The 20,981-nt window shown below is 46.1% G+C and carries 16 protein-coding genes; 13 read left to right on the top strand and 3 right to left on the bottom strand.

The genetic code is table 11. The annotated features are described in order from the left end of the window. Positions 1-75 precede the first annotated feature (75 nt). The 4 genes from ACNA7P_RS01900 to ACNA7P_RS01885 are packed head-to-tail and all read left to right on the top strand — an operon-like array spanning position 76 to position 2,974. Positions 76-1,338, top strand: coding sequence for a class I SAM-dependent methyltransferase (locus ACNA7P_RS01900; protein WP_416256976.1), 1,263 nt, complete (start codon positions 76-78; stop codon positions 1,336-1,338). Next, positions 1,331-1,894, top strand: a complete 564-nt coding sequence (locus ACNA7P_RS01895; protein ID WP_416256907.1) for a DUF2878 domain-containing protein — start codon at positions 1,331-1,333, stop codon at positions 1,892-1,894. Before ACNA7P_RS01900 ends, ACNA7P_RS01895 begins: the two co-directional genes overlap by 8 nt. Further along, complete coding sequence (locus tag ACNA7P_RS01890) at positions 1,884-2,450, top strand: chalcone isomerase family protein (RefSeq protein WP_416256906.1); 567 nt, start codon at positions 1,884-1,886, stop codon at positions 2,448-2,450. Before ACNA7P_RS01895 ends, ACNA7P_RS01890 begins: the two co-directional genes overlap by 11 nt. Continuing rightward, positions 2,450-2,974 (top strand): DUF3833 domain-containing protein, encoded by a 525-nt coding sequence (locus ACNA7P_RS01885; RefSeq protein WP_416256905.1) that lies wholly within the window; start codon positions 2,450-2,452, stop codon positions 2,972-2,974. Before ACNA7P_RS01890 ends, ACNA7P_RS01885 begins: the two co-directional genes overlap by 1 nt. Positions 2,975-3,127: 153 nt before the next feature. Here the strand turns inward: ACNA7P_RS01885 and ACNA7P_RS01880 are convergent, their stop codons facing one another. After that, on the bottom strand, positions 3,128-3,436 hold the full coding sequence (locus ACNA7P_RS01880; protein ID WP_416256904.1) for a hypothetical protein: 309 nt from the start codon (positions 3,434-3,436) through the stop codon (positions 3,128-3,130). Between the two features lie 97 nt (positions 3,437-3,533). Here ACNA7P_RS01880 and ACNA7P_RS01875 point away from each other — a divergent pair, with 97 nt between their 5' ends. The 3 genes from ACNA7P_RS01875 to ACNA7P_RS01865 are packed head-to-tail and all read left to right on the top strand — an operon-like array spanning position 3,534 to position 6,044. Then, the gene (locus tag ACNA7P_RS01875; RefSeq protein ID WP_416256903.1) at positions 3,534-4,286 is read left to right on the top strand and encodes a Nif3-like dinuclear metal center hexameric protein; all 753 of its coding nucleotides are present in this window, start codon (positions 3,534-3,536) and stop codon (positions 4,284-4,286) included. Between the two features lie 28 nt (positions 4,287-4,314). After that, positions 4,315-5,172, top strand: coding sequence for a methyltransferase (locus ACNA7P_RS01870; protein ID WP_416256902.1), 858 nt, complete (start codon positions 4,315-4,317; stop codon positions 5,170-5,172). Beyond that, positions 5,169-6,044, top strand: coding sequence for an NAD(P)-dependent oxidoreductase (locus tag ACNA7P_RS01865; protein WP_416256901.1), 876 nt, complete (start codon positions 5,169-5,171; stop codon positions 6,042-6,044). The genes ACNA7P_RS01870 and ACNA7P_RS01865 overlap by 4 nt, the downstream gene beginning before the upstream one ends. Positions 6,045-6,189: 145 nt before the next feature. Here the strand turns inward: ACNA7P_RS01865 and ACNA7P_RS01860 are convergent, their stop codons facing one another. Then, positions 6,190-7,542 (bottom strand): DUF1329 domain-containing protein, encoded by a 1,353-nt coding sequence (locus tag ACNA7P_RS01860; RefSeq protein WP_416256900.1) that lies wholly within the window; start codon positions 7,540-7,542, stop codon positions 6,190-6,192. Between the two features lie 222 nt (positions 7,543-7,764). Between ACNA7P_RS01860 and ACNA7P_RS01855 the strand changes: the two genes are divergently transcribed. From ACNA7P_RS01855 to ACNA7P_RS01840, 4 genes are all read left to right on the top strand, one after another. After that, positions 7,765-8,901 (top strand): WD40/YVTN/BNR-like repeat-containing protein, encoded by a 1,137-nt coding sequence (locus ACNA7P_RS01855; protein WP_416256899.1) that lies wholly within the window; start codon positions 7,765-7,767, stop codon positions 8,899-8,901. Between the two features lie 33 nt (positions 8,902-8,934). Continuing rightward, positions 8,935-11,286, top strand: coding sequence for an efflux RND transporter permease subunit (locus ACNA7P_RS01850; RefSeq protein ID WP_416256975.1), 2,352 nt, complete (start codon positions 8,935-8,937; stop codon positions 11,284-11,286). Positions 11,287-11,463: 177 nt separating this feature from the next. After that, a complete protein-coding gene (locus ACNA7P_RS01845; protein ID WP_416256898.1) occupies positions 11,464-14,442 on the top strand; it encodes a TonB-dependent receptor plug domain-containing protein in 2,979 nt (992 codons plus the stop codon). 245 nt (positions 14,443-14,687) lie between these two features. Further along, positions 14,688-17,630: a TonB-dependent receptor domain-containing protein gene (locus tag ACNA7P_RS01840; RefSeq protein WP_416256897.1), complete on the top strand. Its 2,943-nt coding sequence runs from the start codon at positions 14,688-14,690 to the stop codon at positions 17,628-17,630. A gap of 126 nt (positions 17,631-17,756) precedes the next feature. On the opposite strand, the gene sbcB is transcribed toward ACNA7P_RS01840, so the two are convergent. Then, positions 17,757-19,217, bottom strand: a complete 1,461-nt coding sequence (gene sbcB, locus ACNA7P_RS01835; RefSeq protein ID WP_416256896.1) for an exodeoxyribonuclease I — start codon at positions 19,215-19,217, stop codon at positions 17,757-17,759. A gap of 195 nt (positions 19,218-19,412) precedes the next feature. On the opposite strand from sbcB, the gene ACNA7P_RS01830 reads away from it, so the two are divergent. Beyond that, positions 19,413-20,546: an isoaspartyl peptidase/L-asparaginase family protein gene (locus ACNA7P_RS01830; protein ID WP_416256895.1), complete on the top strand. Its 1,134-nt coding sequence runs from the start codon at positions 19,413-19,415 to the stop codon at positions 20,544-20,546. A gap of 14 nt (positions 20,547-20,560) precedes the next feature. Then, positions 20,561-20,977: a CBS domain-containing protein gene (locus tag ACNA7P_RS01825; protein WP_416256894.1), complete on the top strand. Its 417-nt coding sequence runs from the start codon at positions 20,561-20,563 to the stop codon at positions 20,975-20,977. Positions 20,978-20,981: the final 4 nt, after the last annotated feature.

Here is a 20,981-nt window from a genome sequence, read left to right as displayed (position 1 = left end):
TTAACAACGGACAATAATAATCGCAACAGCAAATTAGCCCATGCTAATGCAAAGCGAATACACAGGAAAGCTATGATGAGAACATCGACCAATACATCTTCGAATAACCTAGCACTCGCTGAAATCACCATGACCAAAATGGAACGATTTGCGCAAAACCTTATGTTTCGTGTGCTGAAGCACCTAGCTTTTGGTGAATTGCATATTGTGCAAGATGGCAAAGTTATTGGTCGATTTGGTGAGGTTGATGCGCAGCCTAGTGCGCGCATTGAAATTATTAACCCACAAACCTATGTGAAATTTGTATTCGGCGGCGATATTGGTGCCGGCGATGCCTTTATTGCGGGAGATTGGCATTCTCCCGATCTTACCAAAGTAATTGAATTATTCGCTGCAAACTTAACGGTTCTCGATAAACTTGAGGCTCGTTTGGCATGGTTATCGTGGCCGTTGCAAATGGTGAGCCACATGCGCAAACGCAACAGTAAAACGCGCGCGAAAGAAAACATTGCTGCCCATTATGATTTAGGCAACGAGCTGTATACTCGCTTTTTAGACCAGCGCATGCAGTATTCAAGTGCTGTGTATCCATCTTCCGAATCCACCCTTGATGAGGCGCAGGAAGAGAAACTTCGTCGTTTATGCGAAATGCTTGAGTTAACTGCGGATGATCATCTGCTTGAAATTGGTACAGGCTGGGGCGGCTTGGCAATTTTTGCGGCAGAGAACTATGGCTGTAAAGTAACCACCACCACAATTTCTGAAGAACAGTTTAAATTTGCAGAGAACCTTGTGGCAGAGCGCGGGCTGCAGAGCAAGGTTACCCTGTTAAAAGAGGATTACCGTGATTTAACTGGCCAGTACGATAAGTTGGTATCGGTAGAGATGATCGAAGCTGTGGGTGCCGAATATATGGCGGTTTTCTTCCGCAAGTGTAATGCACTCGTGAAGCCAGGCGGAAGCATGGTGCTGCAAGCCATTACAATTGCTGACCAACGATTGGAAAAGTACAACCGTAACGTTGATTTCATCCAAAAATATATATTCCCGGGCGGCTACTTACCTTCTATTGAATTGGTAAGCCGCATGTTCCGCAAGCACACCGAAATGGTAGTGCGAGAAGTGAGTGATATCGGCCTCGATTATGCGCGTACTCTTGCTGATTGGCGCCAGCGCTTTAATCACCGATTCGATGAATTAAAAGCCTTTAACTATGACGAACGCTTTGCCCGTATGTGGAACTATTATTTGTGCTACTGCGAAGGTGGCTTTAATCAACGTTCGATTAGCGCCGTGCAGTTAAAAGCAACGAAAGCGAAGTACCTTACTAATGGTTAACTGGCTGCGCAAGCTCATCTTAAATCATCGCTTAGCGGCGTTTGTGATTTTTGATTTCGTTTGGCTAAGCGCAGTGCTCGGTAGAGAGAGCTGGATTTGGTTAACGGTACTGTTAATCGTTCTTATGTTTGCTGCTACCCCCAAGCAGTTGTGGCATCGGCGTAAGGCATTTTTAATTATCGTAGTGGCAGGTTTGGGAGCAGAGCTGCTCACAGTTACTGGTGGTGTAATTCAATTTACTGGTACCGAATGGTTGCCGGCATGGTTGATTCTGTTGTGGTTCGGCTTTGCGGGCATGGCTTTGATGATGTTTGATTGGTTGCGCGGTAAAGCATGGTTAGCTGCTTTGCTCGGCGGAGTTTTCGGGCCCATCACCTATTTCGCCGGTACTCGTATTGGTGCTGCGGAACTGCAAGTACAGCCCGTTACGGCAGCCGTTGTATATGTTGTGATGTGGGCATTATTGATGATTTTGGTAGCGCGTTTGGTAACGCCAATTGTTAAGTTACCGAAAAATCCAAAACAGCGCTCTAAGGAGGGCTACAATGAAATTTAAAGGTTTAACGCTAGGTAATTCTGCGCTTCTTGTTTCCCTTGTTACTGCAATGCTGTTCAGCGCCACAGCGGCGGCTAGTAGTTGCGGTAGTGATGTAATTAGTGGTGCTAGTTCAGCATCATCGCAAAGCTTGGCAAAAGTTGGTGAAACCCGTTTGCGGGTAATGCTGTTTCGTATCTATGATGCTGAGCTTTACTCGAATACCGGCAGCTACTCTCAGGCAGAGGAACGTTTGTTGCGGTTAAACTATGCACGTAGCTTCACTGCCGAACGCTTGGCTGAGCAAACCCGTGATGAATGGGAGCGTATAGGTTTTGCAGAGAGTGAGAAAACAGGCGAATGGATTAATACGCTGAAAAACATTTGGCCCGATGTGAATTCCGGCGATTGTATTGTGGCGCATCAACTCCCCAATGGGGCAGTGCGTTTTTATGGCAACGAAGGCGAGCTAGGTGCGATAGAGGATCAACAGTTTGGTGAGCAGTTCCTGGCAATTTGGTTATCCGAGAATGCCCGTTTTCGTAGCAGCCGTGATGAACTAGTAGGGGAAAAGTAATGCGAATTTTAACCTTAATATTTGCCGCAGCCTTCCTGTTAGTAGGTTGTTCAGCAAAGATTGATGATTATAAAGATGATAGCCCGGCACTGCATTTAGATGAGTTTTTCGTAGGAAATATTGTGGCGCATGGAATGGTGCAAGATCGGTCTGGCAAGGTAACACAGCGTTTTCGTGCCGATATTGTAGGCACTTGGGAAGGCGAGCAAGGTGTGCTGGATGAAGTGTTTTACTGGGATGACGGGCGTGAGGAAACGCGGGTATGGCAACTTACAAAAACTGGGCCGAACAGCTACGAAGGCACTGCCGGTGATGTAGTAGGGGTAGCCAAAGGCACCACTGCAGGTAACGCGCTGCACTGGGTATATCAGCTGGAAGTGCCGTTTCGCGATAGTACGATTGCGATTACGTTAGATGATTGGATGTTCTTACTCGATGAAGATCGCTTAGTAAATCGCACAGAAATGCGTAAATTCGGGTTTCGGGTAGGGGAAATTACTATCTACATGGAGCGCCTTGATTAGCGCCATTTCAGTAATGTATGTAGCCGCTTCCGCAGCGTAGCGGCAGGAAAATGAATAAGGCGCCTTGGTTATCCAATGGCGCCTTGTTTATATGTGGTGTTTGTACGTGTTTCGGGTATACAGATTCACTGCTTTATTTATCGGTGGCAACGCTTAACGCATGCCACGAGGCAGGCGAGCATGGCCGCTTGCTTCAAGTTGTTGCTTCCACAATTCTTTTGCAGTAAGGCCACCTTTGCCTTTTTTCACAGCAGCGGCTGCTTTTGCTGGTTTTTTCGCAGCAGCGCTCTTGCCGCCATTAAGCTCGTCTGTTAATTCAGCAAGTTGCGCTAAACGCATATTCTTACCGCCATCAACACTAAACCAGCCGTTGCTATCTGTTAGCTTGGGTGCTTTACCGTGGGCGTTTTTGTACGCTTTAGTGAAATCAGCAAGCACCTGGTCTTTATCAAGTTTGCTCATCGTTCGTTCCCTGTGTGTTAACATTATGTGTGTACTCTATTTTTATACCGATTTTTCATGCAAGTGTCTAATTTGAGTAATACCTAGGGGGATTCGCATGCAGCGAAATAGTTTTTTAGCACGTTTAAATGAATGGTTGCAGCCTGAATTGGTAAGTGATTATTGCCCAAATGGTTTGCAAGTTGAGGGCGCGAGCACGATTCAGAAAATTGTAACCGGTGTTACCGCTAGCCAAGCATTAATTGATGCAGCGATAGCGGCAAAAGCAGATACAATTTTGGTGCATCATGGTTACTTTTGGAAAGGTGAAGCTGAACCTATTGTAGGCATGAAGGGCAAACGTATTCGTAGCTTAATAGAGAATAATATTAATTTAATTGCGTACCATTTACCCTTAGACATTCATCCAGAATTTGGCAACAACGCGCAATTATTAAAGTTACTAAATACCGATTCAAGCAGCGTAATCGATTTGCCACCAAATGGCATTCTTCAGCTTGGTGAGTTTGCTGAACCACTCACCGGAACTGCCTTGGCGCAGCGAATTGAACAACAGTTAAAGCGCCCGTTAGTAGCTTCGGTGCATAGCGATAGAAAAATCACCTCGGTAGCAGTATGTACGGGTGGCGGCCAAGGTTTTATTGAACAAGCGCTAGCTGCAGGTGCTGATGCGTTTATTACCGGCGAAGTATCTGAACAAACCATTCATGTAGCTCGCGAATGTGGCATTCAGTTTTTTGCTGCAGGGCATCATGCTACGGAGCGTTATGGCGTAAGAGCATTGGGCGAGAAAATTGCCGAGCAACTGAGTATTGCAGTTGAATTCGTTGATATTGATAATCCGGCGTAACTACCGGTAGCAGAGTTTAAAGCCGTATATGAAAAAAAGAAGTGCCAGCTCCACTAACGAAGATAGAGCGTTCACCAGTGATGTTCACCGGTTCGATAAAAATATCTATCAAACAGAAAAAGGGCAAATTCGTGAAGCGGTGCTTGCCGCAGACCTGCGTTTTTTGCTTGCTGATGTGGGCGCAGATGAAAGCAGCGAGCCAAAACGCTCTGTTGAAAAACAACCTAGCCGTTCATATCACCCACGCGCCCAGCTTAGCTGTTTAGATGTTGGCGCTGGGTTGGGGCAATTGAATACCTACTTTGCGCGGGCCGGTTACACGGTTACTCATACCGATATCTCTGCAGAAATGATAGTTGCTGCGAAAAGCCGCCACAGTGCGCAAGAGTTAGAGCAGCACTATACTTATCATCAGGTTGGTTTACAGGAGCTGGCTAGCGAGCTTGGTGAGCAACAGTTTAATGTGGTGCTGTGCCATGCGGTATTGGAGTGGCTTGCCGATCCATTTGCAGCGTTAGCAGTATTGCAAGCGCGGGTAAAACCCGGCGGATGGCTTTCGCTTATGTTCTACAATAACGATGCAAAACGCATGGCCAATATACTCTATGGTAATTTTGATTACGTAAATGCTGGCTTAAAAGTAAAAAAGAAGGTGCGCTTTAGCCCGAATTATCCGCTACAACCGCAGCAGGTGGTAGCGCGGCTAGGGCAATACCCACTTACCTTAATTAGCCATTCTGGTGTGCGTTGTTTTCATGATTATATGCGCGCGAAAGAATACTCCGCCGAGGAATTACTTGCGCTAGAGCTTACCTATCGGCAACAATCGCCTTATCGAGAATTAGGGCGGTATCAACATCTATTATTGAGAAAGGATAGCAAATGACCAAAGTAGCGTTTATTGGCCTTGGAGTAATGGGTTTTCCAATGGCGGGCCACTTACAAGAAGCCGGGTATGATGTATGTGTATATAATCGTACCGCAGCAAAAGCTGCATCTTGGCAAGATACCTACGGTGGTTGCACCGCTGAATCGCCAAAGTTGGCAGCACAGAACGCCGAAGTGGTATTTTTGTGCGTAGGCAATGATAGCGATGTACGCAGTGTTGTGTATGGTGAACAGGGCGTATTTGCAGGTATGCAAGAAGGCAGCATTTTAGTGGACCACACTACAGCTTCAGCAGATTTAGCGCGTGAGCTTGGTGCTGCAGCTGAGAAGCGGCATATAGCATTTCTTGATGCGCCGGTTTCTGGTGGCCAAGCAGGTGCAGAAAATGCTGCTCTAACGGTTATGGTGGGTGGCGAAGCTGCTAATTTACTCCGTATTTCGGCAATGCTGGAAACTTACGCAAAGCACGTTGGTTTACAGGGCCCTGTAGGCACTGGGCAGCTTGCTAAGATGGTGAATCAAATTTGCATCGCTGGGGTGGTGCAGGGTCTTTCAGAAGGTCTGCAGTTTGCGAAGAACGCTGGCTTAGATCAAGAGAAGCTAATTGCTGCAATTAGCAAGGGTGCAGCTGGTAGTTGGCAAATGGAAAACCGCTCTGCCACTATGTGGCAAGGTGAGTTTGAATTTGGTTTTGCGGTAGATTGGATGCGCAAAGATTTGCAAATCGCCTTGGCCGAAGCCAATAGTAATGGCTCGCGATTGCCCGTTACTGCCTTGGTTGATCAATTCTATGGTGATGTACAAGCTAACGGTGGTAATCGTTTTGATACCTCAAGTTTAATTACCCGGCTTGGTAACTCAAAACCGTAAAGTTTTTTAGCGGCTCAGAGTAACGCCGAGCGGTACAAAAGCTCTCTTAGAGAGTATTTGTAGAAAGCACACGTAACAGCAACCCATAAAAAAAGCTGAGCTTATAAAGCTCAGCTTTTTATTCAGCTAAGAAGCTAGCCTAAGTTTAACGAATACCCATGCGACGAAGCGCTTGTTGAGTAAAGTCTTGCCGACGAGGAGTGATGCTAAAGTCCATAAAATCACCTTCTTCGTTCGCCAAGCCAAGCACTAAGTAACGACCATTGTTTAAATCGTACAGTGATTCAGCTGCCATCCAAGGTACGTCATTACCGTAGAATTGAACGTTGTAGGCTTCACCTACCCGCCACAACTCACCACGGCCATCGTAATGGTCGATTACCGATGCTGTCCAAGTATCTTCATCAATAAAGAAGTTACGCTGCGCATAAATATGGCGTTCGCCTTCTTTCACACTTGCTTCCACTACCCATACACGGTGCAGTTCATAACGCACGTGGTCTTGGTTTAAATGGCCAGGCTGAATGATATCCGAGTATTTCAAACTATCATCGAGAAGCTTGTAGTTGTTGTACGGAATATACATTTCTTTTTTGCCAACGAGTTTCCAGTCGTATTTGTCTGGAGCACCGTTAAACATATCCAAGCCATCGGATGTACGTAAACCATCAGACGCTGTACCTGGACCATCATAGGCAACATTTGGCGCTCTGCGCACACGGCGCTGGCCAGCGTTGTACAGCCATGCGCGGCGGCTTTCTTGAACTTGGTTTATGGTGTCATGTACTAGAAGTACGGTACCGGTTAGGCGAGCTGGCGCTAGAACTTCTTGTAAGAAGTAGAACAGAATGTTGTCATCTGCACGCTCATCACGGCCACCTTGCAGGTGTTCTGGCCATACGAGTTGCTCGCGCAGGCGAACCATTTCGTAGTTACCGTTCGCTTGTACCGGGAATTGACCAACAGTACGTTGCACAGCACCGCCGCGATAGCGTGTGAGATGGTTCCAAATAACCTCTAAACCACTGCTCGGTACTGGGAATGGTACATAGCCAGAGAAATTATCTAAACCCATGCCACCTTCTGCTAACGAAGCGTTTTCCGCATTGGCTTTAACAATATCGTAAATTTCTTGCGGGTAAGCTGCAGTGCGTCGCGTTTGGTAAATATGCATCTTGTACGTAGGATAACGATCAAACATCGCGATTTGCCCTGGGCTCAAACGTTCACGGTGCTCAGATAAGTTATCATGCGTGATGGTGTATAAAGGTTGCTCATCTGGAAATGGGTTTTGCGGGCGATGTACATCAGCGCCTGGGTTAGAGAGGCCACCGGTCCACTCAGGAATTGTGCCCTCTGCATTGCCAGCACGCTCAGCCCCTAGTGGGGTAAGGTCTTGGCCTAAACGAGCTGCGTTGCTTTCTAACATCGCAGCACTAACGCTTGCAGAGACTAGCGAAAGCGCCATTACCCCTGCTGTAAGCATAATTTTTTTCATTGTCGTTGTCCTTAGTTCCTGTGCGTTCTTTATTATGGAACACCAATCCAATAGAAACTGGATGGGGTTATTATGTAAGCTACACCAATTTTCAACAAAATAAAATACAAGAAATATTTCCTTGTGGGGGTTTTCAAACGCCCGTTAGACTATACAATCGAGTACGAGAATAAATTTAATCAGATCAAACGGAATCTGAATATACATCTGGAGTATTCATTTATGAAACGAATTGCCCTCGCGGGAATCGTTACAGCCTTAATAACCAGTGCCACAGTAAGTACTGCTGTTATTGCCGAAATTTTCGATCCCCTTCATACGCCAGCCGCGCAAGCCTCCCGAGCAGAGCAGGGTTTGTTAATCGATATTGAGCAAACAGTTCATCGCACCTTTATTGTTGGTGATCACGGTATTCTGTTATCCCAGGGGATTGGGGAAAGTGGTTGGCAACAAGCCATGGTTCCTACGAGTGTGCTACTTACTGCTATTAGTGTAGTTGATACGAAACATATTTGGGCAGCAGGGCATCAGGGTGCATTAATTCGAAGCAGCGATGGCGGTGAATCTTGGCAGTTTATGCTTGATGGCCACCAACTATTAGAGCTTGAATATGAATGGTTACAAGAGAAACAAACGGCGTTAGAAGATGCAATCGAGAATGCTGAAGATGAATATGAAATAGAAGAGCTTGAATTTGCATTAGATGAGCTATTTTTCCATATCGGTGGCGCTGAAATTCAATTCGAAGTTGGGCCTACCAAGCCTTTTTTAGATGTGCATTTCTTTAATCGTGAAGTTGGCCTTGCTGTAGGCGCATACGGAACCATTTTGCGCACTACCGATGGTGGTGAATCATGGCAAGTGATGAATGATGCCATAGATAACATCATGGGTTACCACGTTAATAAGCTTGTAGAAGGCCCAGAGCAGAGTTTAATCCTAGCAGGGGAAGCGGGGCTATTGGCTCGTAGTGATGATTTGGGTGAAACCTTTGAGATGCTTGATTCGCCTTACCATGGTTCGTTATTTGGCGCTATTTTTGACGCTGAAGAGCGGCTGTGGGTACATGGCTTGCGGGGTAACTTATATGTTGCGGAAGATGGTTATAGCTTCCAGCAGGTTATGGTGAACACCCGGTATAACTTAAATGGTGCAACTCTGCTTGCCGATGGTCGCTTAGTATTTGTTGGTCATGCCGGTGTACTTGCGGTAGTAAACCCAGATTCGCGGGAGGTTGAGTTGTTTAACCATCCTTCTGGTTTGCCTATCAGTAATTTAGTGCAAAGTGCTGGTAATGAACTCATTTTAGTTGGTCGTGCAGGTGTACAAACCTTCGCGTTGCCTGCAGCAAGCCACTAAGAGGATACATAACAAATGCAAGAATTTGACAAGATTGAGAGTATTTCTACCGCGGGTTACGGCAAAGCTTCGTTAGCAGAAAAGCTACTGTTTCGTTACCGCGTATTCTGGATTTTCGTGTTTGCTGCATTAACGGCGTTTTTATTGTATCACGCAGCGCAGGTTCGGCCCGATGCCAGCCTGCAGAAAATGATTCCCGCGAATCATGAATTCGTACAAAACTTTTTTAAATATAGTGATGATCTCGCCGCCACAGGCAACGCAGTGCGGATTTCAGTGGAAACCACGGAAGGCGATATATTTAGTGCCGAGTATCAAGATATTTTGCGCCAAATTACCGATGAAATCTCCTTCCTTAATGGTGTGAATCGTTCTGGAATGCGTTCTATTTGGACACCTAACGTACGTTGGTCGGAAGTAACTGAAGAGGGTTTTGTGGGTGGCCCGGTTATTCCACAAAACTACGATGGCTCCGAAGAAGCATTGGCGCAATTGCAGCAGAATGTATTGCGGTCGGGTACGGTTGGCGATTTGGTAGCTAATAACTTCCGCTCTTCATTAATTTACGTTCCGCTCAACGAAATTAACCCGGAAACGGGAGAGGCACTTGATTATCATGAATTCTCCCTGCGCTTAGAAAGTGAAATTCGTAACGCATTTGAATCAGACACCATCAATATTCAGATTGTTGGTTTCGCTAAAGTTGTTGGTGATTTAATCGATGGCGCCATGTTAGTAGGTGGCTTCTTTATTCTAGCCATGCTGATCACTTTCGGCATGTTGTTCTTGTACAGCCGATGTGTGCGCAGTTCCATCGTGGTTTTATTATGCTCAGGCATCGCGGTAATATGGCAGCTGGGTATTATTAAACTCATCGGTAGCGGTATTAATCCATATTCGATGTTAGTGCCATTCTTAGTATTCGCGATTGGTGTAAGCCATGGTGTGCAGATTATTAATGCCGTACTTGCCAACACGGTTGACGGCGCTAATAAAATTGATGCCTCTCGGCTGGCGTTCCGCGGCTTATATGTAGCGGGCTTAACGGCATTGGTTTCAGATGCAGTAGGTTTTACTACCTTAATGGTAATTGATATTGCCGTTATTAAAGAACTCGCAATCGCTGCCAGTATTGGTGTAGCAGTAATTGTGCTTACCAATTTAGGCTTACTGCCTATTCTTACTTCCTACATGGGTGTAAGCAAACGCGGTGTTACTTATTTACAGAAAGTACAGGCGCAAAGCCATCCTATTTTCTCGCTGTTTGATCGCTTTACCAAGTTACGTTGGGCTATTGGTGCGGTTGCCGTTGCGGTGCTTATGAGTATTTGGGGCATTTATCAAGCGCAAAACTTGGAAATTGGCGATCTTGATAGTGGAGCGCCAGAGCTAAGGGCTGATTCACGCTACAACCTTGATAATGCATTCCAGGTGGCCAACTACAGTGCTAGCACAGATATATTCGTGGTAATGGCGGAAACACAGCCTGGAGAATGTATCTCCTACAACAATCTTGCACTCATTGATCGTTTCCAATGGCATATGGAAAACGTGCAGGGTGTGCAAGCTGTGCGTTCGATTGTGTATGTGTCTAAATTGGGTATGGCAGGTACCAATGAGGGTAACCTGAAATGGTCTAGTGTGAACCGCGATAACTTTGTGGTTAACGCGTCTATCTCGCAGGCACCAAGTGGTTTAATCAATGGCGATTGCTCAATGGCGCCGGTAATTATCTACTTGAACGATCATAAGGCCGATACGCTAAACCGAGTGGTTGCTGAAGTTCGCTCATTTAGTGACATGTATCCCAGCGATTCTGTTGAATTCTTGATGGCAGCGGGCAACTCAGGCATCGAAGCTGCCACCAATAAAGTTATAGAAGATGCGCAATTCCGCATGTTGGTGTGGGTATATGGTGTGGTAATTGCACTCTGTTTAATTACCTTCCGCAGTATTCGCACGGTGTTGTGTATTGTGCTGCCACTAATGTTCACCACCATTATGAGCCAAGCCTTAATGGCGAAACTCGGCATTGGCGTGAAGGTAGCTACCTTACCGGTAATTGCACTCGGGGTAGGTATCGGTGTGGATTATGGCATCTATATCTACAGCAAAATGCGGGAAGCACTAAATCAAGGGCGCAACCTTACTGATAGCTATTTGTTTGCGCTATCGAAAACAGGTAAAGCAGTTGGCTTTACTGGCTTAACGCTAGCGATTGGTGTGGCAACCTGGATTTGGTCGCCGATCAAGTTCCAAGCTGATATGGGTTTATTATTAACCTTCATGTTCATTTGGAATATGCTAGGTGCGCTGATCCTCATACCTGCATTAGCACGCATTTTCCGTGTAGGGCCGAAATCAGAACCGAAATCAATCACTTAAATAATGTTAAAAAAGTTAACAAATACGTTGATTTTATGTTTCGTTTCACTTTATGCTTGCAATGCTTAGGGTAGGGGGAAACCCCTGCTCTATAACAAATAGGAAAGCTGGTAGCCTTAAAGAGCCACATAATAATAAAACTAAAGTCACTCAGAGTGATCCAGGGAGAGCTCTAATATGTTTACAAACAGCAAACTCAGCAAATCTGTGCGTTTGGCGTTAGCATTCGGTGCTGCGTCTACGTTAGCATTTGCGGGCGGTGTTAACGCCCAAGAAAACGAAGAAGAAGAGGAAGAACAAGCTCGTAGCGAACGTCCCGAGCGCATTCAAATCGTAGGTTCTCGTATTCGCACTGATGGTTTAGATAGCGCTACACCAATCGATATCATCAGCACTGAAATTGCCACTGAACAGGGTTTAAACACTCTAGGTGAATTGTTGCGTACCTCTACTATCGCATCAGGTTCAGATCAGTTGATTTCAGCGCAATCAGTAGGTTTTGTAACCTCTGGTGGTGCCGGTGCAGAATCAATCTCAATGCGTGGTTTAGGTGCAAACCGTACTCTCGTATTATTAAACGGCCGTCGTGCCGGGCCTGCAGGTACTCGTGGTCAAATCTCTGCATTTGATATGAACGCATTACCTGTTTCAGCTGTAGAACGTGTAGAAATCCTGAAAGATGGTGCTTCTTCACTATACGGTTCAGACGCGGTAGCGGGTGTAATTAACATTATCACTAAGCGCGGCGAAGATAAAAACATCAACGTTAACTTAAGCCAGCCTTTCGAATCAGGCGGCGAAACCGCGCGCGTTAACGGTACCTATGGTTCAACGTTTGATCGTGGTTCTTACCGAGTAGTTGCCGATTATAACTACAACTCAGGCCTAAAACGCGGCGATCGTGACCACTTCGGTTGTCCAACACGTTACTACTTTCATCAAGTAGATGGCGTTGCCGGCGATAGAGCCGATCCAATTGATCCGCGAACAGGGCAATATCATTGCAACGATACCGGCTTCGGATTGTGGGTAAATGCTGCTGGTGGCCGGTTACAATTCGATCGTGATGGCTTTGGTTTCCCGCAAGCAGGCCTTGCTGGCGCCGCTGATCCTTCCTATAGCCACCCGTTTGTGCAAACAGCGCCAGATGGCTGGTATTGGGCTGGTCATTCAGTAGAAACCGATGGTTGGTATGATAACTCATCTGATTTGCATAAGAATCGAACCATGATTCCGGAAACAACGGTGTGGTCGATTTACACGCAAGCGGATTACGATTTAACTAATAATATATCCGCCTATGCAGAGTTCATGCATAGCCAACGGAACACTAAAATTGACAACGTGCGTCAGTTCTGGACATCTAACCCAGGCCTAGCGTCGTTTATTCCAATTAATACCTTACCAGGTTGGGAAGCAACTAACCCAGCATTCGGTGTTATGCCAGTAGCTCTTACTGACCACTTCAGCAGCGATACTACGGTAGATTACAGCCGTTTCGTGGCTGGTTTAGAAGGTGCTCTTGGTTATTGGAACTGGGATATTTCATGGCAGCGTTCGCTCAACCGTGGCGAATATGAAAACGAAATCATCTTCCAAGATTCAATGATCATGGCGCATCAAGCATTACTTGGTATGCGTGAGTGTGGGCCGGGTGAAGTAACTGAATTTTCGCAGAAACAATGTGTGCAGTTAAACTGGTTCACTGATGGTCACCTTTCTGGTACTGATTATGGAGATGCGCAAGCAGATTTCATTTTCGGTAACGATATTGGCCGTACAATCTATAAGCAAGACACAGTGGATGCCTATATCACTGGTGATGTATTTGATTTACCGGCTGGTCCACTCGCAACTGCAATTGGTGTTTCCTATCAAACAGATGAAATCCAAGATACTCCGGGTTTTCACACCTTAAATGGTAACTCATGGGGCTTGAGTTCTGCTGGTATTACAGCGGGGCGGCAAACAACCAAGGCAGCGTATGCGGAAGTTCAAGCACCGTTAGTGCGTGATTGGTTCTTGATGGAAGCTCTGGATATAACCGCTTCTGCGCGTTACACCGATGTAAATACTTATGGTAGCGGTGAAACCTATAAGATTAGTGCCAACTGGACAATTGGTGGTGGTTTCCGTGTGCGTGCTTCCAGAGGTACTTCATTCCGAACTCCAGCGTTGTTTGAATTGTTCCTTGAAGGGCAAACTAGCTTCGCAGGTCAGTTAAATGACCCTTGTGTAAACTGGATTGAATCTACCAGTGATTTCTTGCGTACTAACTGTGCTGCAGCTGGTGTGCCAGAAAGTTATACCGCAGCGGTTGGTGGTTCTATGACCATCGTAACTGGTGGCGGCGCAGGTGTGCTAGATGCTGAAACTTCTACTTCTGAAGGTATTGGCTTAGTGTACTCTAGCCCGGAAAATGCATTTGCCTTCTCGATAGATTATTACGATGTAACCATTCGTGATCAAATCTCTAACGTTGGTGGTGGTAGTGTACTCAGCCGTTGTTACCTAACTGAAAATGGTATTGAGAACGAACCGTTCTGCCGGCAAATTGATCGCCGTACGGGTAACGAAGGGAACAACTTCGATTGGGGTGTAGATACTGTTCGTGGAGGTTATTTGAACACTTCAGAGCAGCGTGTACGCGGAACAGATTGGGTAGCGAGCTACCAAACTGAATCACCAATCGGTCACTTACGTTTCCGTTTAAGCCACACAGCTACTATCGAGCGGTTCTTCAAGCAGTTTGATGATAGTGTTCCAACTCAGTTCACTGGCCGTTTAGGCAACCCGAAACATTCAGGAACCTTCAACACCACGTTAACCCGTGATGATTGGAGATTTAACTGGAACATTCGTTATGTTGGTTCTGTATCGAACTATCCTTTCTACACCAGAGGAAACTTAATTACCTATCGTGGTACCGACTATGCGTTCTCGGCAGCAGCGGGAAGCTACTTCATGCACGCAGTATCGGTGAATAAAGCGCTGGGTGACTTTGATGTAACTCTAGGTATTTCTAACGTGTTCGATCGTATTCCACCGCAGGTTTCTCCTGCAGCAGCAAGCACTGCGGGTAACACTGCATTGTTCGCATCACAATACGAGTTGTTAGGACGCCGTGCATTCTTGAACGCTTCATACTCTTTCTAAGTTAAGATAATTAGAAAGATTCGAGGTTAACAACTAGGCACAAAATATAAACACCGGCTAGCAATAGCTGGTGTTTTTTTATTGGAAATAGTGAACATCAATGTAAATAATCGCGGAAATAAAGGCTTACCGCGGATTAAATTTGCGCTTTACATAGAATTAACATTATTATGAGGTACTAGCGTTAAAGTTAGATCGAATGCTGATAATAAAAACAGCACAATAAGCACCTTGGGAGCACACTCATGTTTACGAATAATAAGCTAAGCAAATCAATTCGTTTGGCGCTGGCATTTGGTGCCGCGTCAACGTTAGCGTTTGCTGGTGCAGCCACTGCACAAGACGAAAATGAAGAAGAAGAGGAAGCGCGCTCAGAACGGCCCGAGCGTATTCAAGTTGTTGGTTCGCGGATTCGCACGGATGGTTTAGACAACGCTACACCAATCGATATTATTAGCGCGGAGATCGCAACAGAGCAGGGCCTTAACACGCTTGGCGAGTTGCTGCGTACCGCTACGGTAGCATCGGGTTCAAACCAGCTCATTTCTGCAATGTCAGTTGGCTCCGTTACTGCCGGTGGTGCAGGTGCAGAATCAATATCAATGCGTGGTTTAGGCTCTAACCGTACATTGGTATTGTTAAACGGCCGACGTGCAGGCCCTGCGGGTACCCGTGGCCAAGTAGCCGCTTTTGATATGAATGCCTTACCCGTATCTGCTGTTGAGCGAGTTGAAATCTTAAAAGATGGTGCATCTTCACTGTATGGTTCAGATGCGGTTGCCGGTGTAATTAATATTATTACCAAACGTGGCGATGAATCATCGATTAACGTGAGTGCAAACCAGCCGCTAGAAAGTGGTGGTGAAACCTTCCGTATCAACGGTACTTGGGGTAAATCATTCGATCGCGGTTCAATCCGTGCGGTAGCAGATTATAATCTGCAAACTGAATTACAACGCGGTGATCGCGATCACTTTAAATGTGGCCAACGCTACGTTTTTAGCCCAGAAACGGGTGAGCAAGTAGATCCAATCGATCCGCGTACTGGTAACTTCCATTGTAACGATTTGCCTTATGGTATGTGGTTATGGAACGCGGGAGCGCCGAACTACACCTCACTAATTACGGGTTTTGACCACACTGGTTATTTCGCTAATAATCCTATTCCAGGCTATGAGCAAACACAGCCTGGTGATATTGCTGCACCTGAAGGCTGGTATCCTATGGGGTATAGCCGTGAATCAGATGGTTGGTTAAATTCAACACATCCGTTCCAAGAAATTCAAACCATGATTCCAGAAACGGAAGTAACCTCTGTTTATTTCCAAGGGGATTATGATTTAACGAATAATGTGTCTATGTATGGTGAATTACTGCATAGCCGCCGCGTAACCACGATCAATAGCTATCGCCAATTCTGGGAACCCTTTATTCCTGCATGGATTGGTTTGGTTGATGGCTGGGATGGTTTTGTTTTCCTCGATCCAACTGCGGTTACTGATCACTCAGGTTCTGAAACCACCATTGATTATTCACGCGCTGTTATCGGTTTTGAAGGTGCGATTGGTTACTGGAACTGGGATGTTTCCTATCAACGTTCAGTGAACCGTGGTGAATACCGCCAAAAGGTTATTCTTCGCGATTCGTTGGAAATGGCATCAGACGCGATTTGGGGCGACCCATGTGAAGGTGAATTCTCACCAATTTCGAATCGCCCATGCTACGCGATTGATTTCTTCACCCCAGAATATATCTTTGGTGATTTCGACCAAGGTACCCGTGATTTCTTGTTTGATAATGAGATGGGCAAAACCATCTACAAGCAAGATACCCTTGATGCCTACATGACCGGCGATTTGTTTGATTTACCAGCTGGTACATTAGCCACGGCGTTTGGTGTTTCGTATCAAACAGACGAAATCCAAGATACTCCAGGTGACGTAACCTTAGCAGGAAACTCGTGGGGCATGACAAGTTCTGGTATTACTGCAGGTAAATCAAATACCAAAGCAGTGTACGCGGAAATTCAAGCACCGTTGATTCGTGATGTGCGTTTTATTGAAGCGTTAGATTTAACTGCTTCTGCGCGTTACACCGATGTTTCTACATACGGTTCCGGAGAAACATATAAGGTAAGCGCTAATTGGACCATTGGGAACGGCTTCCGAGTTCGTGCTTCGCGTGGCACCTCGTTTCGTTCACCGGCATTGTTTGAACTATTCTTAGAGAATCAAACAGGCTTTTTCTCGCAAACTCAAGATCCATGCTGGAACTGGGGCGAACGTTTTGATGCAGGTACTTTGAATCCGATTGTTGCTGCAAACTGTGCGGCGGATGGAATTCCGGAAGATTACGCACTGAACTTTGGTTCCGCGACATCGGTTAGTGGTGGTGGTGCAGGCTTACTTGAAGCCGAAACTTCAGTATCGGAAGGGATTGGTTTAGTGTGGTCTTCAGCAGACAATCGCTTTGCTAGTTCTGTTGATTACTATGATGTAACCATTCGTGATCAAATCAGTAATGTGGGTGGCGGTAACATTCTCTCGTTATGCTATAACTCAGAGAACTTTGCAACTGAGCCGTTCTGCGATCAGTTCGATCGTAACGATGGTGAAGCGGGTAACTTCAATATCATCGAAGTTCGTGGTGGTTACGTGAACGTTGCTGAACAGCGTATTCGTGGTGCTGATTTCGTATTCACTTACATGGATGAAACGCCATTTGGTGGTGTACGTGTGCGTTTAGATCACACTGTGCAGTTTGAACGCTCATTCTTACAGTTCCCAACTAGTACAGCGATTGAATCAACTGGTCGGTTGGGGAATCCGAAACACTCAGGTACGTTGAACATCGGGTTAACCCGTGATTCGTGGCGTTATAACTACGCGATTCGCTATACCGGTAAGGTGTCTAATGATCACCTATACAACAACGGCGCATTTGGTACCTATCGTGGTGAGGAAGTACGTTTTGTGGCTTCTGCTCCAACTACGCTATACCATACCTTCTCGTTGAATAAAGAGTTTAATACCGGTATCGATCTTACTTTAGGTGTGAACAACTTATTTGATAAGAAGCCACCTAAAGCTAGCCCAAGCCGAGCGGCAACTGTTGGTAATGCAATGCTTTACTCTCAGTATGATCAGCTTGGTCGCCGTATCTTTATGAACCTAGGTTACACGTTCTAAAAGACACTCAAGGCAATACGCGAAAACCCCAGTAACTTTGGTTGCTGGGGTTTTTTTATTGGGAGGCCATCAATAGGCGTTTCAATTGGAGGTTATAATAACAAATGCTTCTGCACCTAGAGCCAGCTATAGCTCTAATAGGTAGTTTGCAAGCGCTTTAAGGATAGCCATTTTCTGAGGGTTGTTCTGGTGAGCTTCGGCTAGCTGCTCAATCTTTAACATATATTCATCGCTACTTAAAAAACCGTCCTCGCCAAGTATTAAACGATTCCGGCAATGCTGCCGCCAACGATGCATTTCTGCTGGGCTAAGCGTGTGCGGGAAATTGCGTGCGCGATAGCGGAATAACAAAATGGGCAACCGTGTGTCATCCCAAGGCAGGTTGATATCCGCCAGTGCTTCCGGATTTGCTTCGCGAATCATGCGGGCATGGGTGCGTGCTTGTTGGCTAAGAAAGCCACCTGAATACAGAGCTAAATCGGTATCGATGCTGCGTTCGTGCTGGTGTTCATCGGTTTGCGCTGGTGTGCTACTGGCGTCCCGTACCATTACGGATAATAGATGCTCACGCAGCGCAGCATTGTTAGCTAACATATTGCGGTAATTCTCCGCTGCATTAACATCAATGCCAGCCAATACAGCTTGTTCTGCGGCTAAGGTTTTTTCTGGCGCAAGAAAAGGGCATTGATTTAAGGTGATGGTAATGAGGCCAGGCCTTTCTCCGGTAAGTTCATCTTTACGTTGATACAATAACTCGCGGATATTTTCAGCGGTAATATCACGCCATTGCTCTGGATTGGTATCCAGCCGCCACGCTATCAACTGATTGGCATTCTCTGGATGAAATGCGAGTGGGTAAACCCAGCGTACATAACGGTTTTCGGCGCCAAACATGCCACTAACATGAACCAACATAGTTTGATTTACTAGTGCGGTTTTTACTAATTCGATCAGTGCTTTTTTACTGCGAATTGTAAAGGTGTACTGATAAAGTTTTGGCTGCTGGGTTTTAATTTTCCGCGCCATTTCAATGCTGGCATATACATCCGCCATGGCATCATGCGCGTTGCTATGCTCGATACCGTTGGCTGGTGCAAGTTGATCAAGTTTTAAACTTACGCTGCCATCGGCATTTAAGGGCCACTCAATGCCTTCAGGGCGCAGTGCATAGGCGGCGCGCACTAGAGTAAGCAAATCCCAACGTGAATTATTATTCTCCCAACTATAGCCGTAGGGATCGTAAAAATTACGATAAAATAGAAAGCGGCTCATCTCATCGTCATAACGAATGTTATTGTAACCAACAATAGTAGTATCCGCCTGGCTGAACTCTGCGTGAATAAGGCGAGCTAATTCGCACTCGGGCACGCCCCGTTGATTCGCGGTTTGTGGCGTAATGCCAGTAATTAAGCAAGCTTCAGGGTGCGGGAGATAATCGGGTGCGAGTTGGCAATAGATTTCCAAAGGCTTACCAATAATCTGCAAATCCCGATCAGTGCGGATGCCTGCAAATTGCATTGGCCGATCGGCGCGCGGATTTACACCACCGGCTTCATAATCGTGCCAATAAATTGAGGGGCTAGGCATGGCGAGAATTCTCTCATAGTTTAAACTGAAGATAACAGCATATCATCGCTAGGGGCTTGTATGCGAGCCGCAAGCATGGTGATAATAGGGTAATAATTTTAATCATAATGTGTTGGTAGTACTGTTGAATACCTTCGAGCTTTGCGCTGTATGTGTTCACTCGTTTTAAAATTCTAATAATACTCAGAGGATACTATGCCAGTAAATACGCCAGGTAAGCCATATATTAATCATCAATCGAATAGTGCTGAAACTAAGGCATCGCGCCGCTCTGCAAAGCGGTGGCTACTGCCTTTACTAGTAGGCGCGAGCAGTATCGGTTTGTTGGCATGTGGTGGGGCACCGGATCCAGCCGAGCAGTTCAATTTTTCGGAAACCCCAATAGCGATAGCCATTCATGGTGGCGCGGGAACCATTACGCGTGAAAGCATGAGCCCTGAGCGCGAAGCGCAGTTTCAAGCCGCACTAGAAGAGGCCCTTGCTGCTGGCTATGCTGTGTTAGAAACGGGCGGCTCTAGTGTTGATGCGGTAATTGCAGCCATTGAACTGATGGAAGAGAACCCACTGTTTAACGCTGGCCGTGGCGCGGTGTATACCTATGAGGGTACTCATGAGCTAGATGCGTCGATTATGCATGGTGCAACTCGCGAAGCTGGTGCGATAGCCGGTGTAACACGGATTCAGAACCCGATTAAAGCGGCGCGTGCGGTAATGGAAAACTCTCGGCATGTATTGTTAAGCGGCACTGGTGCTGAAACGTTTGCGCGGGAACAAGATTTAGCCATGGTGCATAACAGTTATTTCAATACAGAACATCGTTTTGAGCAATTGCAGCGTGCGCGGGAAAATATGCAAATGAATGCAACCTTACCTGTACATGAAGCTTATGCCAGTGTGAACTGGGACCCAGCCTTCAATATGGGTACAGTAGGTGCCGTGGCGCTCGATGTAGAGGGTAATATTGTTGCCGGAACCTCTACCGGTGGTATGACCGCGAAACAATATGGCCGTATTGGTGATTCACCCATTATTGGCGCCGGCACATGGGCCGATAACGAAAGTTGTGCGGTTTCAGCTACCGGCCATGGTGAATACTTTATTCGCTATCAAGTGGCAGCTGATATCTGTAGCCGTGTAAAATATCTAGGTGAAAGCATCGAGCAAGCAGGTGCCTACGTGATTCATGAAGTGTTGATGCCAATTGGCGGTACCGGTGGAGTAATTATTCTTGATGCAGCGGGTAACGTAAGCATGCCATTTAACACTGAGGGTATGTACCGCGGCGCAAAAACTAGCGCAAACGGCATGGAAATTGGAATCTACAAGTAACAGGAGTAATCCCTATGCGGTCGATTAAAATTTGTGATTATATGAATCGTCATCCGCTGAAATTTAAGCGGGAAATGCCTATTGAAGAGGCTGTAGAACTGTTGGTAGCCGCAAACCAAAGTGGTGGGCCGGTGGTTGATGATAATAAGCAAGTAATCGGCTTTTTATCGGAGCAAGATTGCTTGGTGAAAATGCTCAAAGATACCTATCACAATGAGCAATCGGCAACGGTTGAAGATTGTATGAGTGCGCAAGTGCTTACCGTGAATATGGATATGGCGATAGTGGATTTAGCCCAAAGCTTGGGTTCTGATAAGCCGAAGGTTTACCCTGTAGTAGATTATGAACAGCAGCTTGTGGGCGTAATCAGCCGTACCGATGTATTGCGTGCTATTGATTTGCATCATCGTGATGGCCACGGCATGCGATAATCTG

It is taken from the genome of Aliidiomarina sp. (assembly GCF_047920995.1).
GTDB lineage: Bacteria > Pseudomonadota > Gammaproteobacteria > Enterobacterales > Alteromonadaceae > Aliidiomarina.
This window is presented reverse-complemented; position numbering and strand designations above follow the sequence as displayed.